Annotated in this window: 23 protein-coding genes; 9 read left to right on the plus strand and 14 right to left on the minus strand. The window is 71.2% G+C overall.

Translation table 11 applies throughout. The features are described from left to right. Positions 1–72: 72 nt before the first annotated feature. The 3 genes from VJT49_RS25060 to VJT49_RS25070 all read right to left on the minus strand — a co-directional run bounded on the left by VJT49_RS25060 (position 73) and on the right by VJT49_RS25070 (position 3,267). Complete coding sequence (locus VJT49_RS25060) at positions 73–1,344, minus strand: helix-turn-helix transcriptional regulator (RefSeq protein WP_324167362.1); 1,272 nt, start codon at positions 1,342–1,344, stop codon at positions 73–75. A gap of 8 nt (positions 1,345–1,352) precedes the next feature. Further along, positions 1,353–2,462, minus strand: coding sequence for a toll/interleukin-1 receptor domain-containing protein (locus tag VJT49_RS25065; protein ID WP_324167363.1), 1,110 nt, complete (start codon positions 2,460–2,462; stop codon positions 1,353–1,355). Positions 2,463–2,616: 154 nt separating this feature from the next. Next, positions 2,617–3,267 (minus strand): NUDIX hydrolase, encoded by a 651-nt coding sequence (locus VJT49_RS25070; RefSeq protein ID WP_324167364.1) that lies wholly within the window; start codon positions 3,265–3,267, stop codon positions 2,617–2,619. A 243-nt stretch (positions 3,268–3,510) separates the two neighbouring features. Here VJT49_RS25070 and VJT49_RS25075 point away from each other — a divergent pair, with 243 nt between their 5' ends. From VJT49_RS25075 to VJT49_RS25085, 3 genes are all read left to right on the plus strand, one after another. After that, a complete protein-coding gene (locus tag VJT49_RS25075; protein WP_324167365.1) occupies positions 3,511–4,071 on the plus strand; it encodes a DUF4240 domain-containing protein in 561 nt (186 codons plus the stop codon). 47 nt (positions 4,072–4,118) lie between these two features. Then, a complete protein-coding gene (locus VJT49_RS25080; RefSeq protein ID WP_324167366.1) occupies positions 4,119–4,694 on the plus strand; it encodes a DUF3558 domain-containing protein in 576 nt (191 codons plus the stop codon). A gap of 737 nt (positions 4,695–5,431) precedes the next feature. Then, the gene (locus VJT49_RS25085; RefSeq protein WP_324167367.1) at positions 5,432–6,568 is read left to right on the plus strand and encodes a glycosyltransferase; all 1,137 of its coding nucleotides are present in this window, start codon (positions 5,432–5,434) and stop codon (positions 6,566–6,568) included. A 153-nt stretch (positions 6,569–6,721) separates the two neighbouring features. Here the strand turns inward: VJT49_RS25085 and VJT49_RS25090 are convergent, their stop codons facing one another. Further along, the gene (locus VJT49_RS25090; protein ID WP_324167368.1) at positions 6,722–6,871 is read right to left on the minus strand and encodes a hypothetical protein; all 150 of its coding nucleotides are present in this window, start codon (positions 6,869–6,871) and stop codon (positions 6,722–6,724) included. A gap of 67 nt (positions 6,872–6,938) precedes the next feature. Further along, positions 6,939–8,144, minus strand: a complete 1,206-nt coding sequence (locus VJT49_RS25095; RefSeq protein WP_414636089.1) for a CaiB/BaiF CoA transferase family protein — start codon at positions 8,142–8,144, stop codon at positions 6,939–6,941. Positions 8,145–8,408: 264 nt separating this feature from the next. Here VJT49_RS25095 and VJT49_RS25100 point away from each other — a divergent pair, with 264 nt between their 5' ends. Continuing rightward, complete coding sequence (locus VJT49_RS25100; protein ID WP_324167370.1) at positions 8,409–8,618, plus strand: cutinase family protein; 210 nt, start codon at positions 8,409–8,411, stop codon at positions 8,616–8,618. A 28-nt stretch (positions 8,619–8,646) separates the two neighbouring features. Beyond that, the gene (locus VJT49_RS35445; RefSeq protein ID WP_414636090.1) at positions 8,647–8,943 is read left to right on the plus strand and encodes a cutinase family protein; all 297 of its coding nucleotides are present in this window, start codon (positions 8,647–8,649) and stop codon (positions 8,941–8,943) included. A 587-nt stretch (positions 8,944–9,530) separates the two neighbouring features. On the opposite strand, the gene VJT49_RS25105 is transcribed toward VJT49_RS35445, so the two are convergent. Further along, positions 9,531–9,752 (minus strand): hypothetical protein, encoded by a 222-nt coding sequence (locus VJT49_RS25105; RefSeq protein ID WP_324167371.1) that lies wholly within the window; start codon positions 9,750–9,752, stop codon positions 9,531–9,533. A 40-nt stretch (positions 9,753–9,792) separates the two neighbouring features. Then, positions 9,793–10,995: a helix-turn-helix domain-containing protein gene (locus VJT49_RS25110; RefSeq protein ID WP_324167372.1), complete on the minus strand. Its 1,203-nt coding sequence runs from the start codon at positions 10,993–10,995 to the stop codon at positions 9,793–9,795. A gap of 155 nt (positions 10,996–11,150) precedes the next feature. On the opposite strand from VJT49_RS25110, the gene VJT49_RS25115 reads away from it, so the two are divergent. Next, on the plus strand, positions 11,151–13,820 hold the full coding sequence (locus tag VJT49_RS25115; protein ID WP_324167373.1) for a LuxR C-terminal-related transcriptional regulator: 2,670 nt from the start codon (positions 11,151–11,153) through the stop codon (positions 13,818–13,820). A gap of 56 nt (positions 13,821–13,876) precedes the next feature. Then, the gene (locus tag VJT49_RS25120) at positions 13,877–14,419 is read left to right on the plus strand and encodes a hemerythrin domain-containing protein (RefSeq protein WP_324167374.1); all 543 of its coding nucleotides are present in this window, start codon (positions 13,877–13,879) and stop codon (positions 14,417–14,419) included. Here the strand turns inward: VJT49_RS25120 and nrfD are convergent. Together nrfD and VJT49_RS25130 are read right to left on the minus strand one after the other, a co-directional pair. Next, the gene (gene nrfD, locus VJT49_RS25125; protein WP_324167375.1) at positions 14,376–15,290 is read right to left on the minus strand and encodes an NrfD/PsrC family molybdoenzyme membrane anchor subunit; all 915 of its coding nucleotides are present in this window, start codon (positions 15,288–15,290) and stop codon (positions 14,376–14,378) included. The two genes, VJT49_RS25120 and nrfD, sit on opposite strands and share 44 nt — an antisense overlap. Next, positions 15,287–16,168, minus strand: coding sequence for a 4Fe-4S dicluster domain-containing protein (locus tag VJT49_RS25130; RefSeq protein ID WP_324167376.1), 882 nt, complete (start codon positions 16,166–16,168; stop codon positions 15,287–15,289). Before VJT49_RS25130 ends, nrfD begins: the two co-directional genes overlap by 4 nt. Positions 16,169–16,289: 121 nt before the next feature. Here VJT49_RS25130 and VJT49_RS25135 point away from each other — a divergent pair, with 121 nt between their 5' ends. Further along, positions 16,290–16,769 carry a VOC family protein gene (locus tag VJT49_RS25135; protein ID WP_324167377.1) on the plus strand — a complete coding sequence of 160 codons (480 nt, stop codon included), beginning with the start codon at positions 16,290–16,292 and terminating at the stop codon, positions 16,767–16,769. Positions 16,770–16,810: 41 nt separating this feature from the next. Continuing rightward, positions 16,811–17,305 carry a gluconokinase gene (locus tag VJT49_RS25140; protein ID WP_324167378.1) on the plus strand — a complete coding sequence of 165 codons (495 nt, stop codon included), beginning with the start codon at positions 16,811–16,813 and terminating at the stop codon, positions 17,303–17,305. Between the two features lie 2 nt (positions 17,306–17,307). Here the strand turns inward: VJT49_RS25140 and VJT49_RS25145 are convergent, their stop codons facing one another. From VJT49_RS25145 to VJT49_RS25165, 5 genes are all read right to left on the minus strand, one after another. Further along, positions 17,308–17,850, minus strand: coding sequence for a DUF305 domain-containing protein (locus VJT49_RS25145; RefSeq protein WP_324167379.1), 543 nt, complete (start codon positions 17,848–17,850; stop codon positions 17,308–17,310). Between the two features lie 60 nt (positions 17,851–17,910). Continuing rightward, positions 17,911–18,741, minus strand: coding sequence for a universal stress protein (locus VJT49_RS25150; protein ID WP_324167380.1), 831 nt, complete (start codon positions 18,739–18,741; stop codon positions 17,911–17,913). Beyond that, positions 18,738–19,610 (minus strand): universal stress protein, encoded by an 873-nt coding sequence (locus VJT49_RS25155; RefSeq protein WP_324167381.1) that lies wholly within the window; start codon positions 19,608–19,610, stop codon positions 18,738–18,740. Before VJT49_RS25155 ends, VJT49_RS25150 begins: the two co-directional genes overlap by 4 nt. A gap of 25 nt (positions 19,611–19,635) precedes the next feature. Further along, positions 19,636–20,622 carry a hypothetical protein gene (locus VJT49_RS25160; RefSeq protein ID WP_324167382.1) on the minus strand — a complete coding sequence of 329 codons (987 nt, stop codon included), beginning with the start codon at positions 20,620–20,622 and terminating at the stop codon, positions 19,636–19,638. Further along, a partial coding sequence (locus tag VJT49_RS25165; protein WP_324167383.1) for an Acg family FMN-binding oxidoreductase occupies positions 20,619–21,557 on the minus strand: 939 nt, incomplete at its 5' end. The genes VJT49_RS25160 and VJT49_RS25165, both read right to left, overlap by 4 nt.

Here is a 21,557-nt window from a genome sequence, read left to right on the forward strand (position 1 = left end):
CGCGACACGCGAGTCGGCCTTCCGCGACAGGCGAGTCCGGCGCTAGCGACGCCCGAGTTCCGGATTCGCGGCCTAGGGTTCCGGGGTTCGCAGCGCCGCGAGCAGCCGGCCCCGCAGCTCGCGGGCTTCGGGGTGGGAACGCCAGCGGGCCAGCACCCGAACCAGGTCCTTCAGGTCGCGGCGGATCGTGGCCGAGTCGAGCACGCGGATTCCGTCCAGTGCCTCCGCCATGAGCCCGCAGGCCCGGTCCAGTTCGCCCGCGCTGCCGTACGCGAGCGCCGCCCGGGTCAAAAACCGGGCCTTCGCGCGATGTGCCCCCGGCGCGAACCTTAGGATGCCACGGTCGAGAATCTCCGCGGCCTCACCAGGGCGGCCCAGGTCGTACAGGCACCAGCCGCCGACCAACGTGCCCAGATCCGGGGTGTTCGTGGTGCCCAAGGTCAGGCCCGGCTGCTCGGCACCACCGGAGGCGAGCAGCGTCGCGGCGCGCTCCAGCGCGCTCAGGCACGCGTCGTGGTCGCCGGCCAGTGCGTGGCCCTGCGCTTCCCGCTGCGCGGCCAGGCCACGCACCCGCTCGGTCGCGTGCTCACTCCGTTGTGCCCGCTGCGCCAGGGAAATCGTGGTGAGTGCGTCGTCGTTGTGCAAGGCGATCTCGGCCCGGCGGACCAGCGCGTAGGCCTCCAGCGTGTGATCGCCGCCGAGACCGGCCATCTTCACGGCGGTGTCCGTCCACCACATGGCCATCCGGTCGTCCCCGGCTTCCTGGGTCATCCACCCGGCGAACTCGGCGTAGCGCGCGGCCAGCCGCCAGACCGCGGTCCGGTTGTCCGGTGGCGCACCGGCGGCCACCGCGCGCAGCGTCTGGGCGTCCGCGATCACCAGGGGCAGCACCATGGCGGGTCCGGCGACCTGGCCGAGCGTGCGAGCCGAAGCGAACCGGGCGCGGAACGCCTCGACCGCGAAGTCGGTGTCGACCGGCTCGGCGGACACCCCGAAGGACATCCCGGACGCCTTGGGGACCCCGTTCGCCTGCCCCGGCAGGAAGAACCCGGAGCCACCCGACGAGACGCCGAGCGTCCACATGTCCTGATCGAACTCTCCGGACGGGGCCTGCCCAGACGGCCCGGACGGCTCGGGCACGCCATCGGCGACCAGCCGGATCAGGCTGCCCCCGGCGCCGACGGCCGAGTCGCAAAGTCGGGCCAGCTGCGCGCTCGGCGGCTTGTGCCCGGATTCCACCTTGCTCAGATGTCCCTTGCTGTAGTGGACCTGCCGGGCCAGCTGCGACAGCGAAATACCGGCCCGCTCGCGCAGCCTGCGCAGTTCGGCGCCGAAGGAATCCATGGCAGCTCCTAGCTCGCCGCGTACTCGGCGTGCGCCCTGGCCAGCAGCGGTACCTCGTCGAAGAGCTGATCGACCAGGCTCGCCACGTCCCGCTCGGTGCTGCGGTGGCGCAGGTGCAGCACCTGCAGCCCGGCGAGCTTGCGGATGTCCTCGGGCAACGCGTCCGCGTCGAGCTTCGGGCGCAGGCCCACCAGCACCGGCACCACGTGCACGCCGTGCGCCAGCGCCTCGGCGACCTCCCGCCGCACCCAGTCGCTGCTGTCGTCGATCAGGCGGCGGCCGCGGTCGTCGAAGGTGCGGTCCCAGCGCTCGCCGATCACCGCGAGCATGACCTTCGCGCCCCGCGCGTTGCGAAGCAGCTCCGGACCGAACTCGCGGCCGGCGCGCAGGCTGCGGTGGTCACGGAAGACCGCGTGCTCGCCGAGCCTGCGGCGGAGCTCGTCGTCCAGCCAGTAGACCTCCTGGGTGCCGCCGGTGGTCCGGTAGTTGATGAACACCAACGGCGGGCCGGGCTTCGCGGGACCGGACAGTTCCACGCGGTAGGGCGCCAGCACCCCGCTCAGCCAGCGCATACCGTCTTCGTCGTCGAGCGCGATGGGACGATCGGGGGCCAGTGCGTCCGGCGGGCAGCGGTGACCGAAAAGGACGATCATCTGGTGGGGCATCGCCCGCTCCGACGGCCAGCTGACGCCGTGGATCGGCGGCGTCACTCTGTTCTGTGGGGGCACGGCCCCCACACCCCCACCGTTCCGCGGGGGCACAGCCCCCACACCCCCACCGTTCCGTAGGGGCACGGCCCCCACACCCCCGCTGGGGGCGAGCCCCGAGACACCCTCCAGATCGGCTCCGGCCGGGTCCGCGCCGAACGGCAGCCGGGCCACGATCAGCTCGGTGCGCGTCCGTAACGCGGAAGCCACCTTGCCCTCCAGCAGCTCCCGTGGCAGTACCCGCCGGCCGGTCGAGGTGAACTTCGGATCGGGCACCAGCGCCTCGACGAGCGCGGCCTCGTGGTGCGGGGAGAAACGGGCCTCGCCCGATTCGAATTCCGCGGGCCCGAGTCCGGCCGGATGCACCCGCCACAAAAGGGTGCCCGGGTTGATCACCTGCCGGACGGTCATCCTCAACGCTCCCCTCGTTACCACGTCACCGCGGCGCGACCCCCACGTACAGCCCCAGGAAGAAGCCCAGCGCCAGGCAGAAAACCGCGATCCGGACGGCTACGGACAGCGTAAGGAAAGAACGCATCTTGTGCACCCCTCTCGGTTGTTCTCCCTACCACCATGACGCGTCCGGCCTCTTGCCGGGAACCGGCTTCCCGTGCTCGCCCTGCCCGGGAAACGGGAAACCTCGGCGTGCCCGGCGGACCGCCATGGCGAGCACGGCGTGCGCGCTGCCCGCGTGCGGCATGTGGCCGGAGGTGACCAGCTCGAGCACGGCGGCGAAGGGCTGCCGGCACACCGTCAGATCCGCCTCCCCCTGTTCGAGCGCCGGGGCGTGGGTGGTCAGGCCGGTGGCTAGGAAGACGGTGTCGACGTGGTTGCTCAGGCTGTCGGCGCCGTGGATCAGGCCGAGCTGCTCCCATTCACGCGCGTGCAGCCCGGTTTCCTCGGCGAGTTCGCGCCGGGCGGCCGCGAGCGGATCGGCGTCGAAGGGTTCCACACCGCCACCCGGCAGCCGCCACTGGGTGGACTCATGGGTGTAGATCCACTGACGCGTCAGGACCACGTCGCCGGCCTCGTCGATCGCGAGCACGGTCACCGAGCCGGGCGCGACCACATGCGCGTAAACGTCGAGCTCGCCGTCCGGCCGGATGACCGAGTCCTGCCGCACTTCGAACCAGGGATTCCGGTGCACCACGGCGGAGTCGAGCCGCCGCCAGGCCGGTTTCGCGCCGACCCGGTCACCTTCGCCGTCGGGTGTCACACCGACCAGGGTAACCGGACCGGTGCGCCGGTCCTACCGTCCACACCGGACATGATCGGGTCGGTGAGTGGCGGTGCGCAGGTAGGCCGGGAGGGCGTCGACGAGGTCGGCCAAGCTCGCGTGCCCTTTGCCGTCGGCGGCGAGACGCGAGGTCGGCGGCACCGGATCGAAAGCGCCCGTCGCACCGGCCGTCGTGAGCCACCTCGCCCAAAACTGTCGTACCCCGCTGCCAGACTGGCCATCATGGACACCGAAGAATTCTGGCGAGTGCTCGACACCGCGAAAGGCAGCGACCAGCCCCTCGACGTGGCGGTCGCCGCCTACCTGGCAACCCGGCCCGAAGAAGAGATCCTGGCGTTCGAGTACCGGTTCGACCAGCTGCGCCGCGCGGTCCATCGCTGGGATGTGTGGGCGGCCGCGTGTCTCATCGGCGAGGGTTGCTCGGACGACCGTTTCGGCGACTTCACGGCGGGCCTGGTGGCGCTGGGCCGCGACTGGTACGAACGAGCGGCGGCCTCCGCGGACGCGCTCGCCGACCACCCCGCCGTACGCGCGGCCGTGGCCGGGTCCGACGACGACGCCATCTTCTACGAGGACTTCGGTTTCGCCGCCGTCCGCGCCTTTGGCGACGAAGACGACTTCTGGGAGGCATGGGAAAGCTACCGCGCCGAACGCGCCGCGGCCCCGGAGCCGGGCGGCGACGACATGGGCGAGTCGTTCGACGTCGACGATCCCGAGGAGGTGCGCGAGCGTCTGCCCCGGTTGGCCGACTTGTACCTGGCCGACCGAACCCCGGCCGCCTGACGGCTCAAGCGCCCCTGGCGGGCACGGTCAGGTGCTACGTTGATGCGATGAATTCCTGGGGTCGGCCGGCTGGGTTTCTTGTCGCATTGCTGGTATTGGCGGCGTGCTCCGACAACGGTGGCGAGCCGGGCTGGTCCAAGCCGGACGGCCGCGTGCCGCCCGCTCCGGCGAACCGGCCGCCCGCGCTGGACGTGGACGACGTCAAACCCTGCGACCTGCTCACCGAAGACCAGCGGCGCCAACTCGGCCTGACCGGGGAACAGACGACGAAGCTCAACACCACCTGGGTCGCGAACACCTGCGGCATCTGGGACGCCGGGCACGTGCACTCGGCGTCGGTGACCGCGGTGTCCACCTCAGGAATAGCGGACTTCTACCGCGGCCGGTTCGCCAATATGCAGTACAGACCGACCGAGGTAACCGGCTTTCCCGCGCTGTTCTACCGGTTCGACGGCGTCGGATACGCGTGCTACACAGCCGTTGGCGTGGCCGACGACCAGCTTGTCGACGTCGCATTCGGCGCCCAGGGACCGAACAGCACGACCCGCTCCCAGGACGAACTCTGCGACACTGCCCACAAGGTCGTGGAGGCAGCGATGGCCACGCTGCTCGCCACACGGTAACCGCGCGAGTCCCCCGTTGCCGAGCGCGAGTGCCCCATTCGTGACGCGCGAGTCCGGCTTTCGTGACGCGCGAGTCCGGCTTTCGCGACGCGCGAGTCCGGCTTTCGCGACAGGCGAGTCGGGCGTTGGCCGCGCCCGAGTCCCCACCCGCCGCGCCCGAGCCCCGTTGCCGAGCGCAAGTCCCCGATAGACCGCGCCCGAGCCCCGTTGGCAGCGCGCGAGTCCCATCGGCCGCACGCGAGTCCCTCGTTCAGCGCGTCCGAGTTCCGCCCGAGCGCGGAAGGCGGGCTCTCGCGCCGCGAATCCTGAACTCGGGCATACCCGGACGGGCGGCAAGCGACGGCGTCGAGATGTCACCTCCTTGCTTGCGGGCCCACGACGATGACCGGGGAGATCCCGCCCGGCGCGTCGCCCGGTGGTCACGACGCCGGCCATCCAACTCGTACTGTCCATTTTGGACAGCGAGGGTTTCGGAGAGGACGACCTGACCGAGCTGGTCTCGGTGCTGCCGGCCGCCGCACCAAGCTGCACCCCGGGCAGGACCACTCGGTGCTCGTCGAGTCGCGGGCTCGGTTGGACGCCGGCCGCCCCGCGCACGTGAACCAGTTCCTGCCGCGGCCCAGCCGGTTCCGGCAGGGCGCACCGGGCAAAGGCTGCTGCTCGGCTGGTTTGCCCAGCACTCCGCCGAAATGAGTGCGCGACCGGCTCGTGGGTAGCATGCTCGCGAAGGAGAACTCGTGAGCCGCTTCCTGTTCGTCATGCCACCGTTCGCCGGGCACGTCGGCCCCGCCGCCGGGGTCGCCGCCGAGTTGGGACGGCGTGGCCACGAGATCGCGTGGGCCGGCACGCCCGAGGTCATCCGGCCGCTCACGGGTGCAGCGCTGATCTTCGAGTGCGCGGTGCCGCCCTTCCCGGAACGACCGGAGAGCATCCACGGTTTCGCCGCGCTGAAGTTCCGGTGGGAGAACGTGCTGGTGCCGCTGGGCGAGGCGATGGAGCCGGGGGTCCGCGCGGCCGTCACCGAGTTCCGGCCGGACGTGCTCGTCGTCGACCAGCAGGCCGTCGCGGGTGCACTCGTCGCCAACCGCGCGGGACTCCGGTGGGCCACGTCGGCAAGCACCTCGGCCGAACTCTCCGATCCGCCGGCCGGGCTGCCGAAGGTCGCCGAATGGTTGCGAGGGCTGATGCGCGGCCTGCAGGAACGCTTCGGCGATCCGCAGGCCGGCCAGGATCCGCGGTTCTCCCCTGCGCTGGTGCTCGCGTTCACCACCGAGGAGTTGGCGCGGACCCGTGCCGCCGGCCCCGTCCGGTTCGTCGGCCCGTCGATCCAGGACCGGACGTCGCACGTCGACTTCCCGTGGCAGGCACTCGACCCCGCCCGGCGCCTCGTCCTGGTCACGCTGGGCACGGCCGGCACCGGCCCGCGCTTTCTCACCGAATGCGCCGCGGCCCTGCGCGCCCGCTCCCGCCGGTTACAGGCGGTCGTGGTGGACCCGACGGGGTCGCTGCCAGGCTCGGGCGACGTGATCGTGCGCCGGAAGGTGCCCCGGCTGGCGTTGCTGGAACGCGCGTCGGCGCTCGTCTGCCACGCCGGGTACAACACGGTGTGCGAGTCGCTGTACCACGGCGTCCCGCTGGTCGTCGCGCCGATCCGCGACGACCAGCCGACCATCGCCGACCAGGTGGTCCGCGCGGGCGCCGGCATCCGGCTCCGGTTCTCCCGCTCGACCGCGACCCAGATCGGCGCCGCCGTGGACGCGGTGCTCGACGAGCCGGTTTTCCGCGAAGGCGCCGAGCAGGTGCGCAAATCCTTTCACGGCGCCGGCGGCGCTCCGGCGGCCGCGGACGCGCTCGAACAACTCGCCGCGTCCTGAGTGGCCGACCGAAGGAGCGCGCGAGTCCGGCTTCCACAACACGCGAGTCGGGGTTCCGCGACGTTCGAGTCCGGCTTTCGCAACGTTCAAGTCGGGCTTTCGCAACGTTCAAGTCGGGCTTTCGCAACGTTCGAGTTGCCCCTTCGCGTGCACTCATGGCGCACTGCCGGAAACGACGGTGTCCACCGGCGGCATATCGAACGCCGCGCCGTGGTCATCCAGGGCGCAGTGGGTCGAGAGCGCGATACGGGCCCACTTGGCGGTGCCCACCACGCGGCCGTCCTCGACCGCGACCACGGTCAATCCGGGCGGCGTCTCGATCCAGGCGGGCTTCCGGGTCGGTCATCTCCGGGTCGTAGCTTCCGGATCTTCACCGCCCGGACGGTACCGAGACGATCCCGCGCGCGGCCAGTTCCGCGATCTCGTCCGGGTTGCGGCCCAGTTCGGCGAGTACCGAAGCCGTGTGCTCGCCCAGCGCGGGGACCGGGCCCATGGCGGCTTCGACATCGGCGAACGTCGTGGGCGGCAGCAACGCGTCGATCTTGCCGACCGGCGTGTCCACCTCGCGCCACCGGTCCCGCTCGGCCAACTGCGGGTGGTCGATCAACTGGCGCACCGAGTTCAGCCTCGCCGACGCTATACCCGCCTCGTCGAGTCTGCGCACCAGTTCGCCGGCGGTGAACTTCTTCGTCGCCTCCGCCACCACGGCGTCGACCCGGGCCCGATTGCGGACCCGCGCCACGTTCGTCGCGAAGTCCGGGTCGGTGACCAGCTCCGGCCGCCCGATGACATCGGTGGCCAGCCGCGCCCAGCCGCGGTCGTTCTGGATCCCGATCAGCACCTCGCCGTCCGCCGCCGGATAGGCGTCGTAGGGCGCGATCACGGGATGGCTCAGGCCGGCGCGGGGCGGCTGCTCACCGGTGTACGCGGTGACGTACAGCGGATACCCCATCCACTCCGCGACCGCGTCCAGCATCGACACCTCGAGGTGCGCGCCCACACCGGTCCTGAACCGCCTGAGCACGGCCGCGAGGACCCCGGAATAGGCATACATCCCGGCGGCGATGTCGGCGGTCGGGATGCCGGTCTTGGCGGGTGAGTCCGGCTTCCCGGTGATCGACACGAGCCCGCCTTCGCTCTGCACGAGCAGGTCGTACGCGCGCCGGTCGCGGTAAGGCCCCGAGGGGCCGTACCCGGACATGTCCACGACGATCAGCTCTGGCCGCTCCGACCGCAGCGTCCCGGCGGCGAGGCCGAGCCGCGCGGCCGCGCCGGGGGCGAGGTTCTGCAGGAACACGTCGGCTCCCGCGATCAGCTCACGCAGCAGCCCGAGCCCTTCGGGGGTCTTCACGTCGAGCGTGACGGATTCCTTGCCCCGGTTGAGCCATACGAAATGCGAGCCCATCCCGCGCACCGCGGTGTCGTAGGCCCGCGCGAAGTCACCGCCGTCGACCCGCTCGATCTTGATCACACGCGCGCCCAGGTCCGCGAGGTGCCGCGTGGCCAGCGGGGCCGCCACGGCCTGTTCCAGGCTGACGACCGTGATGCCGTCCAGTGGCCTCGCTTCCACACGCACCTCCTGTTGTGTACTCCGGGACAACGGCCAGGGTAATGGGCGCACCGGCCTTGCCGGAACCGTACCAGTCCGGCAACGAATAGCGTGCCGGCAACAAAAGAAGCCGTCGATTCGGCGTGCTTGTACCGATTTGCAGCGGTACTCTTCCCTTCGCTCGGCCAGCAGGAAACGACGACGAAGGAAAAGGAAAATCATTGAAATGCATTCAGCTTCCGTGCTCAAACGTGCTTTGATCGGGCTGTCCGTCACGACCGCGTGGCGGGTGTGTGCACATTCTCCGCGGGGGTAACGAATGCCGCCGCCCGCGCCGACGTGGAGGTGGTGTCCGCCCGCGGCACCCTCGAACCGCCCGGTTCCGGCATCGTCGGCAACCCGCTCGCGGACGGCACGAAATCGAGGCTGCCCGGGAAGTCCGTGAACACCTACGGTGTCGACTACGCGGCGGACGTTCTGCGGCCGGTGCGACCGACATGACCAAGCACGTCAAGCAGGTCGCGCAGCAGTGCCCGAACACGAAATTCGCAGGGCGCGAGCGCCACCGACATCGCACTCGGCATCCCCACTTTGCTCGGCTCCGGCGATTCGATTCCGCCCGATCTGGACAACCGGTGGCAGCGGTTGCCTGTCCGGGCGGAACATCGCCGGAAACAGCCCGAGATCCGGCGCCAAGGCGATCGACCTGTGCAATACCGGGGATCCGGCGTGCGGCGCGGGCGCCAATGTGCTCGCGCACCTGACCCACGGCTTCGACGGAAGCGCGACCAAGGCCGCCGATTTCGCGGCCCAGAAACTGCGGTAACAACCAGCCACGGCGCCTCCTCCCCGCCGCGGGAGCGCCCGACCGGCAAGAGGGCCTGGGGGCTGCCCCGGAAGACATCAAGGGTTTGGGGGTTTCCTTCCCCCAGAAGAACCGGGGGTGTCCGGTGGAGCAGGGGCGGTCGGCGAGATCGCGGATGCCGCGCTTGCGCAGCAGACGTTCCAGCCTCGGCAGCGCGTCGTGCTCGGTGTAGCCGGCGTAGACCGCGTTCAGCGCGCGAAGCACCAGTTCCAGGTCGAACCGGAACCCGGTCGTCGAGCCGGTCGCCGAAGAGCCGGTTCAGCTCCTTCATCGGTAACGGATCGTCCGCGGACGCAGCCACAAGCAGCCCGGCGACCTCCGCGAGATTCCCGCGGGCCGCAGCCAGGCCAGCAAGGTGAACCTGGCGCCGGCCCGCTTCCTGCGGCCAGCGTCCGGTCGGCCCGCTGCTTGACCAGGCCCCGGTGGCACATCAGCAGCAGTGCGCGCAGGTGGTCCTCGCGCCACATCGGCCGCGCGCTGGGCAGCAGGGCCGGCCACCACGAGTTCGCGGACCTCCATGGCCTGCCGCAGGGACCGGGCGGCGTCGTTCAGCAGGACGATCGGCCCCAGGATGACCCGCCGGCGGCCGTCTCGGTCCACTCCCGGCCCACCGGATCGGACACCAGCACCCGGGGTGGGCCAGGTCCCGCGAAGCGGGTGTGGGCCGGGCCGTCCACGACCACGACGCGCACGCTGTCGGGCTTCGGCCAGCCCGCGAGCCGGGCGGTGCCGGTGGCCGCCACCCGGTCCCGCCCGCGGCCGGAGATCAACTGGTCGAGCAGCCGCCGGCGCGGCCGGCGGGTGCTCCGTTCATGAGCTGTACGGAACGCCGAGCAGTTCCAGCGCCCGCAGCGCCGCCTCGATCTCGAACCTGGCGTCCGAATCACGCAGGTCGTCGCCGAACGCCGTCTCGATCTGCCGCATCCGGTACCGCACCGTGCGCGGGTGCACCTTGAGCTTGGCCGCGGTCTCCTGCACATTGCCCTGCGCGCGTAGCCAGGCGAACAGCGTGCCGGCCAGCCGTGACCGCTGCTTGACCGGGAACTGCGCGAGCGGTGACAGCCGCCGCTTGGTGACCTGCCGCAGCAGCGCGGGGTCGGTGAGCAGCCACAGGGTCGACCAGTGCTCGGCGCACACCGTCACCGGGACGTCGGGCAGCACGCCGTCGCCGACCAGGCGCAGTGCGTGGCGTGCCCAACGCAGGGACGCGGCGGCGTCGCCCAGCGCCACGGTGGGGCCGATCGCGATGTGCGCACCGCGGAAGGCCATCGACAGCCGCTGGAGCCGTTCGGGCGTGACCGGCCCGGGCACCAGCACACACGGCTCGGGCTCGCGCAGGTCGGCCAGCACGTCGGCGCCCAGCGTCGGGTCGGGGTGCAGACGTCCGCTCGGCTCGGCGTCCAGCGCCACCATGGCGCATTGTTCGGGTACCGTCCAGCCGGCCGCCCTGGCCAGGTCGGTGATCACCGCGCGCGACACGGCCGGCCGCTTGAGCACGAGCTGCAGCAGCCTCCGGCGGAGCCCGTGGCCGGCGTCGCGGGCCTGGTCCTGTGCCTGGCGGTACCCCTGGACGGACAGTGCGGTGAGCTCGTCGAGGAACGCGAACAGCCGCTCGGCCAGCCATGACACGTCGTTGGCGGACAGCGCGCGCTGCCGCTCCACGCGGGCGATGCGGCGCCACGCGAGCCGCCCGCCGATGCGGAACGCGGCGTGCAGCGGATCGAGTGTGCGCCCGGCGTGACCTTCGGCACGGCCGATCGCGCGGAACGTCTTGTCCGACTCGGTCCTGGGCAGCTCCGGGTACTCGACCAGGTCGACGAACAGCTTCGCGATGTACTCGACGCGCTGTCTGAGCACGGCGCCCTGCGCCTGGTCGAGCAACCGGCCGTACTCGGGCAAGGCCCGGCGGACCTCGCGCACCAGCTCCTCCACGATGCTGGGCAGTTCGGGCCGCAGGATCGCCGCCAGGCGGTGTCTTCGTGCCGCGATCCCGGACAGGCGGTCATCGTCCACGGCTACGTTCCCCGCATGCGCACGCATCGAGGCCTCCCGAATAGAACTGAGCAGTAACTCCGGCCGTCGCATCTTGTGTGCGATCAGTCGCTGCATGCATCGGTGAAATCGCCAGTCCCTTCCCTAATCGTTACCCAGGCACAACACTTGGCGCCATGCTCCGCGGCCGCTACAGCGAACTCGCCACGCTCGACCAACTCCTCGCCCACGTAAAGGACGGGCGTGGCGGCGCACTCGAGATCGACGGCGACGCGGGTATGGGCAAAACTGCCATGCTCGCGGCGGCGAAGTCGGCCGCTTCGGATTTTCTGGTGTTGGACGCCGAAGGCGTGTCGGCCGAAAGGACGATTCCATTCGCCGGTCTGCACCAATTGCTGCGACCGGTACTGGACGAGCACGACCTGACCGGCGTCGCCAGTGAAGAAAACGCCTTCGCGGTGTACTCGGCGGTCACCGGACTGCTCGCCAAGGTCGCCCGTGACCAGCCCGTGCTGTGCTGCGCGGACGATTTCCCGTTGCTCGACGAGGTGTCCAGGGCGGCGCTGGTGTTCGCCGCCAGGCGGCTGGGCGGCGACCCGGTGATCCTGCTGTTCGCCGGTTGCCCGGAGCGGCCGACCCGGCTTCCCCGGCTGGTCCTGGACCCCGTGAGCGATGTCGCCGGGCAGCAGATCCTGCACGACCACGTCCCCGACGGGCTTTCCCCCGAGCTGTGCGAAGAACTGGTTTCGCTGGCCTCCGGGAACCCGCAGGCGCTGGTCGAACTGGTGTCGGCGCTCAGCCTCGAACAACTGGCCGGAACGAAGCCTCCCCCGGTTTCGCTCCCCGCGAACAGCAGCCTGCGCACCCGACACCGGGAGCGGTTGGAAGCGCTTTCACCAGACGCGCGAAAGCTGGTCCTGCTCGCCGTGGCCGACGAGGCGCTCGACCTCGACACGGTGGTTCGCGCGGCGGCGCACGCCGGGATCGATCTCCACGCACTGGACGAGGCCGCCTCCTCCGGGCTCCTGAGAGTCTCGGGTCAGCGGGCCGAGATACCCACCCGGCTGATCAGCTCCTCCCTCTACGCCGACGCCCCGCTGTCCGACCGGCGCGCCACGCACGACCTGCTGGCCGGCGTGCTCGACCGCGCGGAGCAGCGCCTGAAGGCACTCTGGCACCGGGCGGCGACCGCGCCGAAACCCAACGAGCCACTGGCGGACGAGCTCGACCTCGCCGCCGGCAAGGCCCGGAGATCGAAGGACTACGAATCGTCCTCCCGTGCCTACCAGCAGGCGGCCGAACTGACCGCCGATCCGGACGCCAAGGCGCTGCGGCTGATCACCGCCGCGCGCGACTTCTGGCTCTCGGGCCACACCCACCGCAGCCGGGCACTGCTCCGCACCCTGCGCCCGATGGCGGGCAACGACACCGTGCGGAGTCTCGCCGACATCCTCGAGGGCGAGATCGAACTGCGGGAGGGAGTGCCGACGGTGGGGCACCAGATCCTGCTCGACGCCGCCGACCGGCTGACCGGGACGAACCTAGCCCTGGCCATCACCGCTCTGATGCGCGCGGGTGAGGCGAGCATCGCGGCCGGGAACTTCGATGGCTACATCGCCACCGCACGGCGGGTGAGGGCGTTGTCCGGCCATGACGATCCGCTGGTGCGGCTGATGCGCGATCACTGCGCCGGTCTGTCCGCGATGGTGCAGGGTGAGTACGACCGTGCGAAGGAGCCGCTGCACCGGGTGGTCACGCTGGCCGGGCAGGTGCACGGGTGCACGCCGAAGTTCTGGGGCTGCCTGGCCGCGCTCGTGCGCGGGGACGACCGGCGGGCCCATCACCTGGCCGCGCAGGCGGTCAATGTGGCCCGCGCCGACGGGACCGGGGTCCACACGCCGCGGGCGCTGGAGTTCCTGGCCCACACCGCGCTCCGGCTGGACCATTACCCGTCGGCCCTGACCAGCGCGGTGGAAGGATTGCGGCTGGCCCAGGCGGCGAAGCACCACAACTCCACCATCAGCCACCTGTGCCTGCTCGCCCTGATCGCCGCGTTGCAGGGCGACAAGGACACCACGCAAGCCCGCCTGACCACCGCAGCGGACCAGGCCCGCGGGCGCAGGCTCGCCTGGCCCAGCGCCGTCACCAGGTGGGCGCTGGCCTGCCTCGACCTGGCCGAAGAACGGCCCTCGGACGCGCTCACCCGGCTTCGCCCGGTGATCACCGGCCTGGACGGCAGCAGCCCGTTCGTGCGGATCATGGCCACCCCGCACTTCATCGAGGCGGCGGTGCGCTGCGGGGAACGCAAGAAGGCGACCCACGCGCTCGAAGTCTTCGACGACTGGGCGTGCAGCACCCGCAACCCCGGCCAGCTCGCGCTCTCCCAGCGGTGCCAGGCGCTGCTGGCCAGCGGCACCGAGGCGGACGAGCGGTTCCGCGAGGCCGTGCGGCTGCACCGGCGCGGTGACCGGCCGTTCGAGCTGGCCAAGACCGAACTGTTCTACGGCGAACGCTTGCGGCGCAACCGGAAGCCGCGAGCCGCGCGCGAGCACCTGCGTAACGCCTGGAAGACGTTCCAGCGTTACGACGCGGCTTACTGGTCCGACCGCGCCCGTGCCGAACTCCGCGCGGCAGGCGAGTCCGTCGAGCCGGAGGGCCGTGCGAGCATCGGTGACCTCACCCCGCAGCAGGCGCAGATATCCCGCCTGGTCACCGAAGGCGCGACGAACCGCGAGATCGCCGCGCAACTGTTCCTCAGCCCACGCACGGTCGACCACCATCTCCGCAACATCTTCGCCAAACTCGGCATCCGCTCGCGCGTCGAGCTGTCGGCGCTCTTCCGGTGAGTGGACGCGGCGCGCCCGGGTACCCCTGAACGGCAAGCGATTGGGAGGAGGAACCCGTGGCCGAAGAAGACGTGGTGACGTTGCTGGAACGCCAGCATCTCCAGATCCGCGAACTGTTCGACGAGGTGGAGCAGGCGAAGGGGGACCAGCGCAAGGAGGCGTTCCACAGCCTGGTCCGGCTGTTGTCGGTGCACGAGACCGCCGAGGAGGAACTGGTACACCCCGAGGTGCGGCGGATCCAGGGCGGGGACGCCGTGGCGGACGCCCGGGTCGGTGAGGAGCACCGCGCCAAGGAACTTCTGTCCACATTGGACGATATGGGCCCGGACGCGGAGGGCTTCGACATCTTGCTGCTGCAGTTGCGTGACGACGTCATCGCCCACGCCCAGCACGAGGAACGCGAAGAGTTTCCGATGCTACGGCGGGAAACCGAGCAGAAGCGGCTGGAGGCGATGGCCGCCACCGTGCGGGCGGCCGAAGCCATCGCGCCGACGCGCCCCCACCCCGGCATGGAAAGCTCGGTGGCGAACATCCTGCTCGGCCCGCCCGCGGCCATCATGGACCGGGTACGGGACGGGATCCGGAAGATGCTGCCCTGAGGCGTTCCCGCTGGGGTTCGACGACGTACTTCGGGTCCCTGGTGGAAGCGACACCGGCCTCGAACACGCCGAACCGCTGCAGCGCGCTGCCGGCCAGCAGCGCCAGCCCGGAGACGACCGCGGCCGCCCGGCTCCGGCGGGCGGCGATGCCGCTCACCAGCCCGGCCGCGGTCAGCGCCTCCGACCACTTCCGCAGCCGGTGCGCCCGGCCGGTCCGGTAAACCTCCCGGAGAAGGCCGGGCCGGTTTTCCAGCACGCGCGACAGGACCAGCTCGGTGACCCCGCCGTAGGCGGCGAAGACGCGGGCCGTGCCGGCCTCCTCGACCGGGGCGAACAGCATGCCGAGACCGCCGGAGCTCGCGGCGGCGGAGCCGGCGAAGACGAACGGGAGCTCGCGGTGGGCTTCGTGCCAGGCGGGTACCGCGGTCTGCGAAAGCAGGACGGCCGTGTAGCAGGCGACGGCGGGAGCCACGGTGGCCGACTCCAGCCCGGCCGCCCGCACGACCGGCCGCCACCGGGGCGGCAGCCGCCGCGGCACCAGCTCGGACAGCGCGGCGACTCCCGTGCCCGGCGCATACGCCATCAGGAGCCAGCTGCCCACGCTCATCGGCGACGTCGGTCTCGCGACCCGGAGCATGTGGTGGAACCGGCCCGGCCTGCCGAGGTCGGCGACCAGCAGGTAAGTGCTCACGCCGAGACTGGCCAGGGCGCCCAGCCGTCCCGCGCGCCGCAGTGCGGGGCGGCCGGTCAGGTCACCGCCCGCGCCGAGCAGGGCGGAACCGGCGGAGAGCCCGCCGGTGAACAGGTAGCCCGGGATCTTCCATTCCCATACCGGCGGCTTGAGCACCGGCCTGCCGTAGTACGACGTCATGATTTTCCCCAGAACGCCGACACCACGGCGGCCACCAGCGCCGAGGCCGCCACCCCGGCGAACTTCCACATCGACGGCGCGGCCCTGGTCGGCACCACGGGATCCGGTGGCAGACCGTAGACCTCCGGCTCGTCGAGCAGCAGGAAGAAGGCACCATTGCCGCCGACCCCGTCGTCCGGGTCGTTCCCGTACAGCCGGGCGTCCGTCACGCCTTCGTCGTGCAGTGCCTCGACCCGGCGCGCGGCCCGCTCACGCAGCTCGTCGAGCGGCCCGAACTGGATCGAGTCGGTCGGGCAGGCCTTGGCACAGGCGGGTTCCATGCCGTCGCGCAGGCGGTCGTAGCACAACGTGCACTTCCATGCCCTTCCGTCGTCTTCGCGCCGGTCGATCACGCCGTACGGGCAGGCCGAGACGCAGTAGCCGCAGCCGTTGCAGATGTCCGGCTGCACGACGACGCTGCCGAACTCGGTCCGGAACAGTGCCCCCGTCGGGCACACGTCGAGGCAGCCCGCTTCGGTGCAGTGCTTGCACACGTCGGAGCTCATCAGCCAGCGGAAGTCCGTACGGGTCTCCTCCGGAGCGGTCGCCCCCGGCAGGTCGAAGGGGGTCTGGGAGCTTGCCCCCAGCGGGCCTTCCGGGAGCACGGACGGCATCCCCAGGTCGACCGGCCGCCGTTCGATGAAGGCGACATGGCGCCATGAGTTCGCGCCGAGCTGGCCGGTGTTGTCGTAGGACATGCCGAGCAGGTCGAGCCCGGTGTCGGGCACGCCGTTCCATTCCTTGCAGGCCACCTCGCAGGCTTTGCAGCCGATGCACACCGAGGTGTCGGTGAAGAACCCGACCCGGCCCCGGTCGTCGAGCAGCTGGTCGCGAATCATCCGGCCGGGGTACCCGCTCTCCGCCTGCTTCACACCTGTAGCCGATGGCCCGCGCACCGACGAATTTTCCACCGCCGCCCGGTCTACCTGGCAGGTCAACTTTCCGGAAAGGGGAAACGCCGTGCAGAAGATCGTCCCGTTCCTGTGGTTCGACAGCCAGGCCGAAGAGGCGGCGCGGCTCTACACCTCGATCTTCCCGAACTCGAAGATCACCGACGTGAGCCGCTACGGAGAGGCCGGGCCGCGGCCGGCCGGGTCGGTGATGACGGTGGGCTTCGAACTCGACGGGGTCCCGTTCATCGCGCTCAACGGTGGCCCGGAGTTCAAGTTCACCGAAGCGATCTCGTTCTCCGTCACCTGCCAGACGCAGGAGGAGGTGGACGAGCTGTGGGCCAAGCTGTCCGAGGGTGGCGAGGAAGGCCCGTGCGGCTGGCTGAAGGACCGCTACGGCCTGTCGTGGCAGATCGTCCCGAAGCAGTTGCACGAGCTGATCGGCGATCCCGACCCGGTCAAGGCCCGCGCCGCCACCGAGGCCATGTACAAGATGAAGAAACTCGACATCGCCGAACTGAAGCGGGCGCACGACTCCGCCCAATCCTGAACCGGTATTTTCGGGACCGGGCCTACCGACCGGAGGAGCGCGTGACCGTCGTCGTGGTGATGGGTGTGGCCGGTTCTGGCAAGACCACGGTCGGCGAGGCGCTGGCCAGGGAGCTGGGCACCGAATACGCCGAGGCCGACCGCTTCCACCCGGCGGCGAACATCGAGAAGATGTCCTCCGGCGTCCCCCTCACCGACGAGGACCGCTGGCCGTGGCTGCGGGCCATCGCGGAATGGATCCGGGACCACGCCGCCGCCGGCGGCGGCGTGGTCTCCTCGTCCGCGCTGAAACGGCGGTACCGGGACGTGCTGCGCAGCGGCGGCGACCTGTGGTTCCTGCACCTCGACGGGCCGCGGGAGGTGATCGCCCGGCGCATGCGCGAGCGCACCGGGCATTTCATGCCGGTGGCGCTGCTGGACTCCCAGTTCGCCGACCTCGAGCCGCTCGAAGCGGACGAGCGGGGCTGGGTCGCCGATCTGGCCGACTCCCCCACCGAGATCGTCGGCAAGGCGGTCAAGGAGTTCAGACGCCGCTGACCTCACGCGGCGAGCGTCTGGTTGATCTCCGTGATCTCCGCCTGCTGTTCGGTCACGATCTCCTGCGCCAGCGACTTGGTGCCCGGGTGCTTGCCGGAGCTCAGCACGGTCTTCGCCATCTCCACGCCGTTGCCGAGGTGGCGGGCCATGAGGGTCAGCCATGCCCGGTCGAACTGCGCCGCCGGCGCGTTCTGCACCGCCGTGACGTCGGACGCCGACAGCATCCCGCGCATGGTCATGCCGGGCATGTCGTGGTTCATCGGCATCTCGGCGTGCCACGACTTGAGCCAGCCGGTCATCGTCTCGATCTGGGCGTTCTCCTTGGACTTGATCTCGTTCGCGAGCGTCTTGACCTTCTCCGACCTGGCGCGCCCCGTGGTGAGGTCGGCCAGCTGGATCGACTGCTGGTGGTGCGGGATCATCTGCTGGGAAAAGGTGATGTCGGCCTGGTTCTCCGTTGCCGACGCCGAGTCGTCGGCGGCCGTCGCGCACCCGGTCAGGGCCATGGCCGTCACCATCAGGCCGCCCACCATCCTGCTGAGCATGGTTCCTCCATTCTCCTCGGGAGGAACACGGCCGCTCCGAGCCGGAGGTTCACACCGGATTCAACTCTTCGTGCCGGACCGGGCGACGAGCACCGGGCAGTCGGTGTGGTGGATCATCGCGTGGCTGGTCGAGCCCAGCAGCAGGCCGCGGAACCCGCCCCGGCCGCGGCTGCCGACCACCACCAGTTGCGCCCGCCCCGTCCAGTCCAGCAGCAGTTGCCTCGGGTCGTCCCGGGCGACGACGCGCCGGAGGGGCACCTCCGGGTAGCGCTCCCGCCAAGCCGTCACCGACTCCTGATCGGCTTCGGGCGGGCGCTCCCAGCCGCCGTGGGCGCGGACCGTGATCAGCGGGACGCCGCGCAGCGACGCCTCTTCGAAGGCCAGCGCGATCGCGGCGTCGGACAGTGAGCTGCCGTCGACGCCGACCACCACGGGTTCGTCCTCCCCGATCAGCCGGCGGTCGCGGCCGCGGACCACGGCCACCGGGCAGCGGGCGTGGGCGGCGAGCGATATCGCCGTCGAGCCCATCACCAGCTCGCCGAGCAGGCTCCGCGTCGTCGAGCCGAGCACGATCATCCCGGCCGATTCCGACTCCCCGATCAGCATCGGGATCGGAGCATCCAGAAAGGACCTTGTCGACACCTCGAGCGCGGGATTCGCCCGGTTGGCGATCTCCAGCGCCTCGGCCAGCCAGTCGTGGGACTGCTTTTCCTTGTCCGCCAGCCACTCCGCGGGCGGCACCTCCTCGCCGTAGAACGCGTCGGGCACCCCGTAGCCGTGGATCAGCAGCAGCGGGGCCCGCCGTTTCACCGCCTCGTCGACACCCCACCACACGGCACGCCGGGCGGCGGCCGTGCCGTCGATGCCGACCACGATCGGTCTGCCGTTCACCGGGCACCTCGCGTGATCAGCACCGGGCAGTCGGCGTGGTGGATGAGCGCCTGGCTGGTCGACCCGAGCAGCAGGCCGCGGAACCCGCCGCGCCCGCGGCTGCCGACCACGACGAGTTGCGCGCTGCCCGAGGCCTTCAGCAGTTCGTGCCGCGGCCGGTCCTTGCGGACCACGCGTTCCACCGACACGTCGGGGTACTTCTCCTGCCAGCCCGCCAGCACCTCCGCGAGCAGCCGCCGCTCGTCCTCGGCGAACGTGCGTGAGTCGCCGGTGTAGCGGGGGCTGCCGTAAACGCTGTCCAAGTCGAAGTCGGACCACGCGTGCACCGCGACCAGCGGGACATTGCGCTGCGACGCTTCCTCGAACGCGAGCGCGACCGCGGGCTCCCCCGCCGGGCTGCCGTCCACGCCGAGCACGACCGGGCCGTCGCGCCGCGCACCGCGGATCACCGCGACCGGGCAATGCGCGTGCGTGCTCACCGCGACCGCGGTCGACCCCGCCAGCATCCCGGCGAAGCCACCCCGCCCGGTCGAGCCGAGCACGATCATCCGCGCCCGGCGCGACCGGGAGACCAGCATCGGAATGGGCGGCTCTCCCGTGTTCTCCGCCTCGGCCCGCACATCCGGCGCCTCCCGCCGGGCAACCTCCACCGCCTCGGCCAGCACTCGCCTCGCCGACTCTTCGAACACGTCGAAGACATTGGCGGGTAAGGGAATCCCGTCGCCATAGTGGGCGGCCGTGATCCCCCACGCGTACAGGATGTCCACGCGGAGCCGCCGCAGCCGTGCCTCCGCGGCGGCCCAGCGCACCGCCTCCAGCGCCGTGTCCGACCCGTCCACCCCCACGACGACCGAGTTCCCAACGGCCATGTGATCCTCCCGAATCCCTTGTGTTCTATGGAAAAACAACCGAATCGGCCGGGCGCCGGCTCTCCTGGGGCGAAAGTTCGGCGCGCGCGGGGTGGCCCACCCGCAGGAACAACTGCGGGTAGCCGGCGAGGCCGAGCCGCTCGATCAGGCCCGCGCGGACCTCGGGCAGATGCAGCGGCTGGGTCAGCGCGGCCGCCACCATCCCCTGGACGATCGCGGCCAGCCAGACCTGCTGCATCGCAGCCCCGGCCACCAGATGGCAGAGCCGCGTGTCGTCGGGCGTGAGCAGCAACAGGATGCCTTCGTGCATCAGCCGCTCGGTGAGCGTCACCGTGTCGGGCACGTGGGTGTCCGCGCGAACGAGCCCTCCCCACGGGACCGTGGTGCCGCTCGGCCCGACGCTCCACGCCGCCAACTCCCGCTGGTAGGCGCTGTCGTCGCGGATCACCAAGGCCGCGTGGCCGAACAGTTCGGCCAGGGCGCCGCATTCGGTCCGCGGTTCGATGATCCGTATCTGCACGCCCGGTTCACTCGCCGCACCCGCCAGCCCCCGCAAGGAATCGCGGGGGACCGGTTCCAGGCCGAACGGCCCGCGGTAGCTGTGCCGCCGGAAGATCGCGGCGTAACGTTCGGTTTCCGTGGCGGTGGGATTTGCGCGTCCCCTCGCGTGGATCCGGGCGACCAGGCCCGGTTGCGCGGGCTCGGGCAGCAGCGCGACCTCGGCCGCCCAGCCCAGGGCGCGGACCGCGAGCGCGAGGTTGGCCAGTGCCGCGCCGCAGGAGATCGTCCGGTCCCGGCCCGCCGGGTCGTGCCGCGGCAGCGCGACAGTCCCCTCTGGTGGTGCGCCCTCCGGACCCCGCCTGGGCGCGAGCCCCCAGGCCCCCTCGAAGCGTTCGTACAGGTCGACGTGGTCCGCGTGTGCTTCGAGGGTCCAGGGCTGGGTGTTGTGCACCGAGGGTGCGTGGCTGACCGCACGGGCGAGTACGGCGATGTCGGCGCTCGACCACGTCATGTGACCTCCAGGATCCGAGTGACGGTTTCCACGGCGCGGCGTCGCGTGGCGGGCGCGGCGAAGCCGTAACCGAAGCGCAGCACGACCTGAGGCTGCGACCGCCCGCCGAGCAGTTCCCGCAGCGCGGCCCGGGTCGCCGGGATCTCGACCGGCTGGGACAGGAACGACGCGCTCACCCCGGCGTTGGTCGCGGTGAGCAGCACCCGCTGCATACCCTGACCGGTACGGAGCTGGGCCAATGGCGTGTCGGTGAACGAGTTGAGCACCGCCACGAGCGGTTCCCGCTCGTACGGCCGGTCCGGCCGGGCGCCGTCCACGGCGAAACTCCGCGGCGCCAGCAAGCTGCCGGGCGCGGGTCGTGGGCCGCCCGCGATGGCCGGGACGCCGTCGTCACGGGCGCTCCCGGTGGCGGTCCACCGGGCCAGTTCCGCCAGGAACTCCGGGTCTTCGCTCTGCACGTGCTCGGCGTGCCGCAGCAGGGCGGCGAAAGCGTCGAGATCGCCGGGGTGCTCCAGCAGGACGAGTTCGGCGCCCTCCGCGCTCGCCGCTTCGATCATCGCCTGCCGGACCTTCGCCGGCAGCGGACGGTCGGTGAACGGCCGCCGGTTGCTCCGCCGGATGCCGATCGCCCTGGCCAGCGCGATGTCGGCGGGTGCGGGGAACCGTGTCCCCCGGATCCGCAGGGTCGCCAGGTGGTCGTCGCGGGACGAGTCGGGCAGCAGGTGCACCACGGCGGTCCGTCCCGCGGCCAGCAGGGCGACGCGCATGTTGAGGATGGCCGCGCCGCACGACAGCCTCGCTTCGCGGGCGTCGCGGTCGGCGACGTCGAGGACCCGCCCGGTGTCGAGGAAGACGTCGATCCGCTCGCCGGTCACCTCGAACCGCCACGGCTGCGAGTTGTGCGGAGACGGCGCGCGGATGGCCGCGTCCAGGGC

Origin of the sequence: Amycolatopsis sp. (assembly GCF_035276945.1) — a bacterium.
In the GTDB taxonomy this organism is placed as follows: Bacteria; Actinomycetota; Actinomycetes; order Mycobacteriales; family Pseudonocardiaceae; genus Amycolatopsis_E.